The 10680-nt window shown below is 65.8% G+C and carries 12 protein-coding genes and 1 pseudogene; 2 read left to right on the forward strand and 11 right to left on the reverse strand.

What is annotated here, in order from left to right:
- Positions 1–122: 122 nt before the first annotated feature.
- Positions 123–953 carry an LLM class F420-dependent oxidoreductase gene (locus ACWEO2_RS19010; RefSeq protein ID WP_452406511.1) on the reverse strand — a complete coding sequence of 277 codons (831 nt, stop codon included), beginning with the start codon at positions 951–953 and terminating at the stop codon, positions 123–125.
- A 184-nt stretch (positions 954–1137) separates the two neighbouring features.
- Here ACWEO2_RS19010 and ACWEO2_RS19015 point away from each other — a divergent pair, with 184 nt between their 5' ends.
- A complete protein-coding gene (locus tag ACWEO2_RS19015) occupies positions 1138–1581 on the forward strand; it encodes an Hsp20/alpha crystallin family protein (RefSeq protein ID WP_452406512.1) in 444 nt (147 codons plus the stop codon).
- A gap of 278 nt (positions 1582–1859) precedes the next feature.
- Here the strand turns inward: ACWEO2_RS19015 and ACWEO2_RS19020 are convergent, their stop codons facing one another.
- The 10 genes from ACWEO2_RS19020 to infA all read right to left on the reverse strand — a co-directional run bounded on the left by ACWEO2_RS19020 (position 1860) and on the right by infA (position 8505).
- Positions 1860–2201 carry a hypothetical protein gene (locus ACWEO2_RS19020; protein ID WP_452406513.1) on the reverse strand — a complete coding sequence of 114 codons (342 nt, stop codon included), beginning with the start codon at positions 2199–2201 and terminating at the stop codon, positions 1860–1862.
- Positions 2174–3049, reverse strand: a complete 876-nt coding sequence (locus ACWEO2_RS19025; protein ID WP_452406514.1) for a class I SAM-dependent methyltransferase — start codon at positions 3047–3049, stop codon at positions 2174–2176. Before ACWEO2_RS19025 ends, ACWEO2_RS19020 begins: the two co-directional genes overlap by 28 nt.
- 543 nt (positions 3050–3592) lie before the next feature.
- The gene (gene truA, locus ACWEO2_RS19030) at positions 3593–4405 is read right to left on the reverse strand and encodes a tRNA pseudouridine(38-40) synthase TruA (protein ID WP_452406611.1); all 813 of its coding nucleotides are present in this window, start codon (positions 4403–4405) and stop codon (positions 3593–3595) included.
- Between the two features lie 252 nt (positions 4406–4657).
- Positions 4658–5185, reverse strand: coding sequence for a 50S ribosomal protein L17 (rplQ, locus tag ACWEO2_RS19035; protein WP_452406515.1), 528 nt, complete (start codon positions 5183–5185; stop codon positions 4658–4660).
- A 49-nt stretch (positions 5186–5234) separates the two neighbouring features.
- Positions 5235–6293: a DNA-directed RNA polymerase subunit alpha gene (locus tag ACWEO2_RS19040; RefSeq protein WP_067785162.1), complete on the reverse strand. Its 1059-nt coding sequence runs from the start codon at positions 6291–6293 to the stop codon at positions 5235–5237.
- Between the two features lie 103 nt (positions 6294–6396).
- Positions 6397–7002 (reverse strand): 30S ribosomal protein S4, encoded by a 606-nt coding sequence (gene rpsD / locus ACWEO2_RS19045; protein ID WP_063039138.1) that lies wholly within the window; start codon positions 7000–7002, stop codon positions 6397–6399.
- Between the two features lie 20 nt (positions 7003–7022).
- Positions 7023–7436 carry a 30S ribosomal protein S11 gene (gene rpsK / locus ACWEO2_RS19050; RefSeq protein WP_014349147.1) on the reverse strand — a complete coding sequence of 138 codons (414 nt, stop codon included), beginning with the start codon at positions 7434–7436 and terminating at the stop codon, positions 7023–7025.
- 10 nt (positions 7437–7446) lie between these two features.
- On the reverse strand, positions 7447–7818 hold the full coding sequence (gene rpsM, locus ACWEO2_RS19055; RefSeq protein ID WP_355185512.1) for a 30S ribosomal protein S13: 372 nt from the start codon (positions 7816–7818) through the stop codon (positions 7447–7449).
- Positions 7819–8037: 219 nt separating this feature from the next.
- Positions 8038–8151, reverse strand: a complete 114-nt coding sequence (rpmJ, locus tag ACWEO2_RS19060) for a 50S ribosomal protein L36 (RefSeq protein WP_040686659.1) — start codon at positions 8149–8151, stop codon at positions 8038–8040.
- Between the two features lie 132 nt (positions 8152–8283).
- Complete coding sequence (gene infA / locus ACWEO2_RS19065) at positions 8284–8505, reverse strand: translation initiation factor IF-1 (protein ID WP_003418601.1); 222 nt, start codon at positions 8503–8505, stop codon at positions 8284–8286.
- A gap of 1578 nt (positions 8506–10083) precedes the next feature.
- On the opposite strand from infA, the pseudogene ACWEO2_RS19070 reads away from it, so the two are divergent.
- A pseudogene (locus tag ACWEO2_RS19070) lies at positions 10084–10680 on the forward strand (hypothetical protein); the annotation flags it as partial.

Raw genomic sequence — 10680 nt, forward strand, 5'->3', positions numbered from 1 at the left:
GCCTTGCGTCGGTCGGAGACCAGTGTGTGCGCAGTCACAGCGCGGGCGGAACCGGTGGAGCCGGTTTCTAACGTTCCCTTAGGGCGATCGGCCAGTAACTTAGGCCGATCGCCTCCACGGCCTCAGGAATGCTTCGCCAGCAATGGAGCCAGCGTGCGCAGGGCGGCGGGCTCGTTGTCGAGGACTTGGATCACCACATGATCGGCACCCGCGGTCAGATGCGCGGTGAGTTGGTCGACGACCGACTCGGGGCTGCCGTGCGCGACCAGGGCGTCGACCAGGCGGTCACTGCCCGGCTTGGTCACATCCTCTTCGGTGAAGCCGAGCCTGCGCAGGTTGGCGACGTAGTTCTGCAGGTCCAGATAGAACTCGACGCGCGGGCGGGCGGTGGCGCGGGCCCGCACCGGATCCTCGTCCAGGACCACCTTGTGTTCGGTCGCCAGCAGCGCATCCGGGCCGAGTACGGCGCGAGCGCGTGCGGTGTGCTCGGTGCTGACCAGGTAGGGCAGCGCACCAGCGGACCGCTCCGCCGCCAGTTTCAGCACCCGCGGACCCAGCGCCGCGAGTGCGCGACGCTCCTTGGGCACTCCGGCCGCATCCAACTCGTCGAAGTATTCGACCAGCGCGTCATAGGGCTTGCGGTACTCGCCGGTGTGCTCGGGATGACCCGCGCCCAGACCGAGCAGGAACCGCCCGGGGAACCGCGCATCGATGCGGTGGAACGACTCCGCGACCTGCTTCGCGGGCGCCGTCCAGATGTTGACGATGCTGGTCGCCACCGTGATCGACTCGGTCGCGTCGAGCAGCGACTCGATCTCCGGCAGCTCCGCGGGCGGGGACGAACCGAGCCACAGCGTGCCGTAGCCGAGCTCCTCCAGCTCGCGCGCATCCTGCGGGGTGAACCCCAGATAACCGCGCCAAACACCGAACCGTCCGAGGCCTTCGATAGTCATGCCCGGAGCTAACCAGCCTGCGGCCGTTCCTATTCCGACGCGAGATCCGCACGCGACGCCGGGCGGATAATCGCCATTAACCTATTAGCACTCTTAATTCGAGAGTGCTAACTTGGGTAGTGCACAGCTTCCGGCGCTTGCCGCCGTGGCAGGCGCCGCCGCTCGTGAAATGGAGGTGATTGCTGTGCTCCGGTTCGATCCATTCCATGACATCGACACCGTCGCCCGCCAACTGCTCGGCGAATCCGTCGGGACATCTCGTGCGCCGCGATTCATGCCGATGGATCTGTTCAAGGCAGGCGACCATTACGTACTCAATGCCGACCTGCCCGGCGTCGACCCCGGCACGGTGGATGTGAGCGTCGACAACGGCACCCTCACCCTGCGCGCGCAGCGCAGCCTGCCCAGTGATGAAGGCGTGCAATGGATTGCGTCCGAGCGCTTCGCCGGTACGTATATGCGCCAACTCAGCCTCGGCGACAATGTCGATGCCGACAACATCAGCGCGACCTACAACAACGGCGTGCTCTCGGTGACGCTTCCGATCGCCGAGAAGGCCAAGCCGCGCCGCATCGAAATCTCCGGTTCCAGCCAACCGCGGACGATCGAGGCGGGCTCGTCCGGCTGACCGGCGGTCATGCTTCCGCACCGCAGTGCGCCCGCCGAATCGCGGTGCGGGAGCGCCGCCTTCACCCACCCCGGCCGTGACCACCTCGGTAGTCATTGACACCGAGCACATTTCGCGAACCAGAGTGTTGCGGCACCTGCTGCCACTCAGTCGTCCTGGCCGTCATCGTCGCAGTTCAGGGCTTGGTTCCAGTTTTCGCATGCCGCACCGTCCGGCCCAGGACCCAACACATCCACCATGTCGTCACCTCCCTTCGAGCATCGTCGCTACGTTCGGGACTACGCGCCTTCGGCGTGGAACACGTCATCCGGTCGCGTGTAGGTGGCCTCAGGGTTCACCGTGTTCAGCTCGGATACCCGCAGGAGCTCGTGCGGAACCATGTCGCCGAAGTGCGACAGGCACGGCGCGACCACCGCCTCCACATCAAGCCTCCGAACAATGTTTGCCAAGCGGCCGACAGGGTGATCGACCGCGGCGTCGAATGTCGCGGTTTCGGCGAGGTCGCAGACGACCTGAGCGATCATCGGGCATGCAGCGTGGTCATGGACCGTGGCGATTGCCAGACAGCGGGCTTCGCCGGCAACTATTCGGATCAATGGTCCGGTGACTGCCAGTGCCATAGGATCATTGACGGAACGCCGCGGTTCGCGGCCTGGGCCGCCTCCGGTGCGAGGAGGTCGAGTGACCACGGCCAGACCTCCCATGGGCCCGGGTCGGCGGTCCGGTCGCGGAGGGGTGCGGCAGTGACGGGCTCGTCACAGCGTCGGATGGTAAGGCCCGCAGCTACACCGGCTCGCACGTAGTCGCCGGTTCGGTGGTGGTGCGACCGCACCCGTCCGGCCGTTCCGTCGGCGCGGCGGATGGCAGGGACTCGGCTGCGCGCGACCTGTTCGGGATGGACGTCCGCGATCACCAGATGGCCACCAGGTCGCAGCACCCGGGCGAATTCGTCGAAGACGGGTGGCAGGTCCGGCACGTGGGTAAGCGCCAATGAGCAGACCACCAGGTCGACACTGTCCGTCTCGACGGGCAGCTGCTGCAGCTCGCCGAGTCGAAACTCGGCTTGCGGCAGGCGCTTTCGTGCATGCGCGAGCATATCCGCCGAACTGTCGACGCCGATGACCCGGTACCCGTAGCCGGCCAGCATTGCCGCGACCCGACCGGTGCCGCACGCGGCGTCGAGCGCGACGCCGGGCGGCTGGGTGCCCGCGACCGCGCGAACGATCCCCTCGTCGAAATCGAACGCCGGGTTATCCGGATCGTCGTACGTCGCGGACCAAATCCCGTAGCCGTCGACGGTACTCAGGTGTTCGACGTCCACACCCTCGAACGCATGGTCAGCCAGCATCCGCCGGATCTCGGCGATGCGCGCGTCAACGAACTCCCGATTGTGCTCCCCGGCGAATGCGCGCAGCAGCGCGATCCCTTCCAACCCCAGCACGTATGCCAGCGGATGTTCATAGGCCATGGCTAGGAAACTAGTTGCCGCGCCGGACTACAGCCACCGAATTGCCCCGGATCGGAGACCGCGGAGCAGGCCGCGAACATATCGCCGATCACCGTTCGTCCCTAACATTCCGGCAGTCTGCCTCATGATCAGCAAGACAGGACACCAGCCGTCGTTCCGATGCCCGGGTTCGACGGGAACCGGACGCACTCGTGCGCGCCGGATCACGAAACGCGTTGGGTTCCCACTGAAAGGCAAACTCGACCGGCTAGCGGCAACGGGGTTGCCTCGCGTGGCCTTCGGCATCGTCCCACTGAACGCGTACTGTCCAGCCCCGTCGACGAACTTCGTCATGTACGACGGAATGGTTTTGGTCGAGGGCGTATCCACGGAGCTGACCATCACGCAGCCGCGAGAAATCGCGATATACGGCGAGCGTTCGATGTGCTCGCGAGGCAGGCGGTAGTGGGTGACCAGGCCCGCGCTCTGATCACGGCTGCACTGGATCGCCGCCGCAGCTGACCCGTGTACGCGAGAGCGATCTGGATGGGGACCGGATCGGGTTCAGCTGCCGCAGCAGCCGTCGTCCACGGTTGGCACCGAACGCATTTCGCGGGTTTGGGCGTTGCGGGCGGCCAGGTCGGAATCGTCCGGATAGTCGACGCCGATAAGGCTGAGGCCATGTGCGGGGGCCACGGTCACCGAGCTGGAGCGTTCGGTCTCATTCAACAGTCCGGCGACCCAGTCGGGAGTGCGACGGCCCTCCCCCACCGCGAGAACCGCGCCGACGAGGCTGCGAACCATGGACCAGCAGAAGGCATCCGCGCTGACATGGGCGGCGAGCAGGTCGCCGTCGCGCTCCCAGTCGAAGCGCTGGAGTTCGCGAACGGTGGTCGCACCATCGCGACGGCGGCAGAAGGCGGCGAAATTGTGCAGGCCCAATAGCTTTTGCGAGGCCGCGCGCATGGCTTCGAGATCCACGTCGTGGCGACAGGCGACGACGCTGCGGGCCTGCAGTGGTTCAGCACCATAGGGTGCCGTGGTCAGCCGGTACACATAGTGGCGGCGGATCGCCGAGAAGCGTGCGTCGAATTCGGGCGAGGCGAGGCGAATATCGGTGATCCGCACATCTTTCGGAAGAAACCGCGCCATGCGGTGGAGCAGCTTGGCCGCATCCGGTTCGGCGCCGGTATCGAAATGCGCAACCTGCCCCTCGGCGTGCACCCCGGCGTCGGTGCGGCCCGCGACGGTCAATTGGATGGGCGCGCGCAACACCTTGCTCAGCGCTTCCTCGAGCACGCCCTGCACGGTGCGCAGCCCGGGCTGGCGCGCCCAGCCGATGAAATCGGTGCCGTCGTAACTGATATCGAGTCGCACCCGAACCGAGTCGGCCGCCGTGGCCCACACTTCCGGCAAATCCGCCGCGGGCGCACCCAACGCGCTCGACTGCGCGGTCGAATCCACCGATTCCTTTTCGGTCACAGGCGATCTCCTAATCGATACGAACGCCGGTGGCTCCGGCCGCTCACCACGCGAAACCCGATGCCAGCGCGGTGATCTCGGTCGGACGCGAATGAGCCCGCCGACCCACGGGGGGCGGCGGGCTCATTCCGGACTTGCGAGCGAACGTCAGGCGTCCTTCTTGTCCTCAGCGGCCTCGTCGGCAGCCGGGGCCTCGGCCTCGACAGCCTCGGCGACGGCCTCTTCGGCCTGCTCCTCGACAACGGTCTCGGCGACGGGCGCCTCGGCCTTCTTGGACGCGGCAACGCGGCGGGCGCGGTCGGCCTCGTTGGTCACGGTCTTCTCCCGGACCAGCTCGATGACCGCCATCGGCGCGTTGTCACCCTTGCGGGGCAGCGTCTTGGTGATGCGGGTGTAGCCACCCTCGCGGCCCTCGAACGACGGCCCGATCGAGGCGAAGAGCTCGTGGACGACATCCTTGTTCCGGATCACCTTGAGCACCTCGCGACGGTCGGCCAGGGTGCCGCCCTTCGCCTTGGTGACCAGCTTCTCGGCGTAGGGGCGCAGCGCCTTGGCCTTGGCCTCGGTGGTCGTGATACGACCGTGCTCGAAGAGCGCCGTGGCCAGATTGGCGAAGATCGCCTTCTGGTGCGACGCCGACCCGCCGAAGCGGGCACCCTTCTTGGGCTTGGGCATTGTTTGTTCTCCTTGTGTGAGGCCGAGCCGGGGTGCCTACCCCGACGGCCTAGAGCTGTTCGGTCTCGGCGTAGTCCTGCTCGCCGCCATCGGTGTCACTGAACGTGCCGCTGTCGCTCCACGTTCCGGTGCTCGCGTCATAACCCACCACGGACGAGGGATCGAACGACGCCGGGCTGTCCTTGAGCGAGAGGCCGAGCGCGTGCAGCTTGACCTTGACCTCGTCGATGGACTTCTGGCCGAAGTTGCGGATGTCCAGCAGGTCCGACTCGGTGCGGGCGACCAGCTCGCCCACCGTGTGCACACCCTCGCGCTTGAGGCAGTTGTAGGACCGGACGGTGAGGTCCAGATCCTCGATCGGCAGACCGAACGAGGCGATGTGATCCGCCTCGGCCGGGGACGGGCCGATCTCGATGCCTTCGGCTTCGACGTTGAGCTCACGGGCCAGGCCGAAGAGCTCGACCAGGGTCTTACCCGCCGAGGCGAGCGCGTCCCTGGCGCTGATGGAGTTCTTGGTCTCCACGTCCAGGATCAGACGGTCGAAGTCGGTGCGCTGCTCGACACGGGTGGCCTCGACCTTGTAGGTCACCTTGAGCACCGGCGAGTAGATCGAATCCACCGGGATCCGGCCGATTTCCGCGCCGGACGCCTTGTTCTGCACCGCCGGGACGTAACCGCGACCGCGCTCGACGACGAGCTCGATCTCCAGCTTGCCCTTGTCGTTCAGGGTGGCGATGTGCATATCCGGGTTGTGCACGACAACTCCGGCGGGCGGCACGATGTCACCGGCGGTGACGGTGCCCGGGCCCTGCTTGCGCACGTACATCGTGACCGGCTCGTCCTCCTCCGAGGACACGACCAGACCCTTGAGGTTCAGGATGATGTCGGTGACATCCTCCTTCACACCGGGAACGGTGGTGAACTCGTGCAGGACGCCGTCGATGCGGATGCTCGTGACCGCGGCCCCCGGAATCGAGGACAGCAGGGTACGCCGCAGCGAATTGCCGAGGGTGTAGCCGAAGCCCGGCTCCAGCGGTTCGATGGTGAACTTCGAACGGTTCTCGGCGACGACCTCTTCGGTCAGCGTCGGACGCTGTGAAATCAGCATTAGGATCATCCTCCTGTACGGGCACCCACTATTTGATGCCCACGTTTTGGGGGTTGTGGGTGACCGCCTGGTTCAGGCGGTCACCCACCAGCACGAAAGCTGTTTACTTCGAGTAGTACTCGACGATCAGCTGTTCCTGCAGCGGCACATCGATCTGGGCGCGCTCGGGGAGCTGGTGCACCAGGATCCGCAGCCGGCCGGGGAGCACCTGCAGCCAGCCCGGAACCGGGCGGTCGCCGACGGTCTCCCGCGCGACCTGGAACGGCAGCGTGCCGAGCGACTTCTCCTTGACATCGATGATGTCGTACTGCGTCACCTGGAAGCTGGGGACGTTCACGGCCCGGTTGTTCACCAGGAAGTGACCGTGGCTGACCAGCTGGCGCGCCTGCCGACGGGTACGCGCCAGACCGGCGCGGTACACGACGTTGTCGAGCCGGGTCTCCAGCAGACGGAGCAGGTTGTCACCGGTCTTGCCCTTGAGGCGGTTGGCCTCTTCGTAGTACCGGCGGAACTGCTTCTCCATGACACCGTAGGAGAAGCGCGCCTTCTGCTTCTCCTGCAGCTGGAGCAGGTACTCGCTCTCCTTGATCCGCGCGCGGCCGTGCTGGCCGGGCGGGTACGGACGACGCTCGAACGCCTGGTCGCCTCCGACGAGGTCGACCCGCAGACGGCGCGACTTGCGGGTGATGGGGCCTGTGTAACGAGCCATTTTTCGTTATTCCTTTCCCGCTAGACGCGACGCCGCTTGGGCGGACGGCAGCCGTTGTGCGGCTGCGGGGTGACATCGGAGATCGTGCCGACTTCCAGGCCAGCGGCCTGCAGCGAACGGATCGCGGTCTCGCGGCCCGAACCCGGGCCCTTGACGAACACGTCGACCTTCTTGACGCCGTTCTCCTGCGCCTTGCGGGCCGCGTTCTCGGCGGCGAGCTGGGCGGCGAACGGCGTCGACTTGCGCGAACCCTTGAAGCCGACGTGACCCGAGGACGCCCACGAGATGACGTTGCCGGACGGGTCGGTGATCGACACGATGGTGTTGTTGAACGTGCTCTTGATGTGCGCGTGGCCGTGCGGGACGTTCTTCTTTTCCCGACGACGCGACTTCTGGGTCTTCTTGGGGCCGGAGGCCCGACTCTTCGGAGGCATCCTTTATCCCCTACTTCTTCTTGCCGGCGACGGTGCGCTTCGGGCCCTTGCGGGTGCGCGCGTTGGTCTTGGTGCGCTGGCCACGCACGGGCAGGCCACGACGGTGGCGCAGACCCTGGTAGCAGCCGATCTCGATCTTGCGCCGAATGTCGGCCTGCACCTCGCGGCGCAGGTCACCCTCGACCTTGAGGGCCGAACCCTCGATGTAGTCACGCAGCTGCGTGACCTGCTCGTCGCTGAGGTCCTTCGAGCGCAGGTCGGGGCTGACGCCCGTCGCGTCGAGGATCTCCTTGGCGCGGGTACGGCCGATGCCGTAGATGTAGGTCAGCGCGATCTCCATGCGCTTTTCACGCGGGAGATCAACGCCCATGAGACGTGCCATGTGGCAGGTTCCTTAATCGTTGCGGAGGTCTGCTCCCTGTCCGTCCCCTCGTCTGGTGGGGCACCGGCCTCCGTACCGGTGGTTGGCTCGCACACCTCGGGCTCTGCGATTCCGAGGAACCGCGCGGCCCGAATTCCGCAGTGTGCGGCTGGAGCTGGGAGTTCTTCTTTCAGTTGGCCAAGCCGATCAGTGATCGGTGCCCGGCTGGTGCGGCGAAAATCAGCCCTGGCGCTGCTTGTGGCGCAGGTTCTCGCAGATCACCATGACCCGACCGTGACGGCGGATCACCTTGCACTTCTCGCAGATCTTCTTGACGCTCGGCTGAACCTTCACGTCCGTCCAATCTTGTTCGGTTCACACAGGTGTGAACACAGTTTTTCCCCAGTCGGAGGACTGGGGAAGCCTTGTAGCGAGCCTGGCGGCTCGATGGTCACGCCGTTCCTCGGAGCCGAGGACCGCACGCGATCACTTGTAGCGGTAAACGATGCGGCCGCGCGACAGGTCGTAGGGCGAGAGCTCGACGACCACACGGTCCTCGGGGAGGATGCGAATGTAGTGCTGCCGCATCTTCCCGCTGATGTGCGCGAGAACCTTGTGCCCGTTCTCGAGCTCGATCCGGAACATCGCATTGGGCAGCGGCTCGACAACTCGACCCTCGACCTCGATGGCCCCGTCTTTCTTCGCCATGTCCTCCGCGATCCCGGTTTACGCTCAAACCTGGTTTGATTGCCTTGTATCTGCTTGCATGTAACCGGTCAGTTGACCGGACCGGCGGCATGCAGACAGTCGGCGCGTAGGTGCACCGCCGACCAAGCTTACCGGTTTATTCGCGGGCAGACCAATTCGCCCTGGTCATCACGGTCTCGAGGACCTATTATTTCGCATTTTATGCGCGCTGGTCGGTGCGCGGGCTCAGACCGCGGCCCGCGTAACCAGGGTGACCGACGCGGCGTTTCGGGCGCCGGAGCCGGGGTCGTCTTCTACAGCGTACGGCGCACGGCGGGGCTCCCCTCCGCGGAGCACAGCAGCGCTGCCCCCTCCACAGAACACAGCGGCACTCACCCTCCGCAGAGCACAGCAGCACTCACCTCTCCAGAGAACACAAGCGGTACTCCCCCTTCCGCAGAGCACGGCAGAGCTCACCCTCGGCGGAGCACGGCGGTACTCACCCTCCACAGAACACCGCGGGGCTCACCTTCCGCAGAGCACGGGGGCTCATCCTCGCCGGAGCACGGCGGGGCCTCCAAAGCACACCGCGGTATTCACCTTCCGCAGAACACAGCAGCGCTCCCCCTCCACAGAACACAGCGGTACTCACCCCCGGCATAGCTCACCTTCCGCAGAACACGGTGAGGCTCACCTTCCGCGGAGTACGGCAGAGATCACCCTCAGCGGAGCACGGCGGGGCCTATCCCTCCACAGCACACCGCAGTACTCACCTTCCGCAGAACACAGCAGCGCTCACCTCTCCACAGAACACAGCGGTACTTACCCCTCCACAGAACGCTGCAGTTCTCACCTTTCGCGGAACACGGCGAGGGTCACCCTCGGCGGAACACCGCGGCGCTCACCCCTCCACAGAACACTGCAGTTCTCACCTTTCGCGGAACACGGCGAGGGTCACCCTCGGCGGAACACCGCGGCGCTCACCCCTCCACAGAACACTGCGGCGCTCGCCCTCGGCGGAGCGCGGCGGGACTCACCCTCGGTGGAGAGCCAAGTCGCGCGGCGCGGTGTCGCGCATGTGTAGCCGGGACGTACCTCCGCCAGATAGGTCGGGTGGGCTCCGGCATATAGATATGCATTGCGTCGGCGATTGCGTTGCTCGCAAGAGGTGCGGAGGCCGCCGGAAATCAAGAGGGGACGGACGGTGGCGGTGCAGCCGAAGATCGGGCCGAAGGCCGCCAACAGAGCTGCGTGGTGGCAATCGTCAGATTTTGTGTGCGATGCGCTCTACCAGCGGGAGGCGAACAGCGAGCCGACTGGATGGCCCAGACGTGCGCTGGCGTGGGAGCTCAGCGCGACCATCCCCGCGAAACCCTTGTGCCGCAATACACCGGGCGAGGTGGCGTCGAATAGCTCCGCCGACTTCGCGACTTACCTAATTGGGCGTTGCCGACGAGGTGCGCAGGGGGCCAATGGAACCCGCAGATGGGGTGTTTAGAAACCGGCCATTCGGCCCACTCCCCACCCATGATGGGCGAGAGTCGTCGCGTAAACTGACCACAGCCCAGGTATAGGTCGAGCAGATCCAGAGGGGGACGTGTGAGCCGTAATAATGACGGCCTCCCCATGCTGCCTCCGTGGCTCTCTGAGAGCGATGTCACCGGCGGCTACGAAGCGCCCGTTCAGAACCTGCCACACGACGACCTCATCGATGAAGCGCCCTCTCGGCGTGGACGTTCCAAGCGCGCCCCCGAAACCGAGCGGCCCGAGACCGGACGCCGGGACAAGCGCCGCTTCGGCCGACGCAAGGGTAAGGACGAGCAGTCCGAGGATCAGCCCGATCCGCAGCGCCGCAGTCCGTCGCCACGTGAATTGGCCGGGCCCGGTTTCGAACTGCACAACGCGCCGAACGCACAGCGCGGACCGGACAGCTTCCGTGGACCCGAGCAGCAGCACGGACCTGACGCATTTCGGGGACCGGAACAACATGGCGGACCAGACACCTTCCGCGGACCCGAACAACACAACGGACCAGACACCTTCCGCGGACCCGAACAACACAACGGACCAGACACCTTCCGCGGACCCGAACAACATGGCGGACCAGACACCTTCCGCGGACCCGAACAACACAACGGACCAGACACCTTCCGCGGACCCGAACAACATGGCGGACCAGACACCTTCCGCGGACCC

The organism is Nocardia sp. NPDC004278 (assembly GCF_053602975.1).

What these genes read in the sequence shown, in the direction of transcription:
- rpsD (WP_063039138.1), bottom strand. Translation starts at nt 7,002, where the DNA reads ATGGCTCGTTACACAGGCCCCATCACCCGCAAGTCGCGCCGTCTGCGG.
- ACWEO2_RS19020 (WP_452406513.1), bottom strand. Translation starts at nt 2,201, where the DNA reads ATGGCACTGGCAGTCACCGGACCATTGATCCGAATAGTTGCCGGCGAA.
- ACWEO2_RS19040 (WP_067785162.1), bottom strand. Translation starts at nt 6,293, where the DNA reads ATGCTGATTTCACAGCGTCCGACGCTGACCGAAGAGGTCGTCGCCGAG.
- ACWEO2_RS19010 (WP_452406511.1), bottom strand. Translation starts at nt 953, where the DNA reads ATGACTATCGAAGGCCTCGGACGGTTCGGTGTTTGGCGCGGTTATCTG.
- infA (WP_003418601.1), bottom strand. Translation starts at nt 8,505, where the DNA reads ATGGCGAAGAAAGACGGGGCCATCGAGGTCGAGGGTCGAGTTGTCGAG.
- rpsK (WP_014349147.1), bottom strand. Translation starts at nt 7,436, where the DNA reads ATGCCTCCGAAGAGTCGGGCCTCCGGCCCCAAGAAGACCCAGAAGTCG.
- rplQ (WP_452406515.1), bottom strand. Translation starts at nt 5,185, where the DNA reads ATGCCCAAGCCCAAGAAGGGTGCCCGCTTCGGCGGGTCGGCGTCGCAC.
- ACWEO2_RS19025 (WP_452406514.1), bottom strand. Translation starts at nt 3,049, where the DNA reads ATGGCCTATGAACATCCGCTGGCATACGTGCTGGGGTTGGAAGGGATC.
- rpsM (WP_355185512.1), bottom strand. Translation starts at nt 7,818, where the DNA reads ATGGCACGTCTCATGGGCGTTGATCTCCCGCGTGAAAAGCGCATGGAG.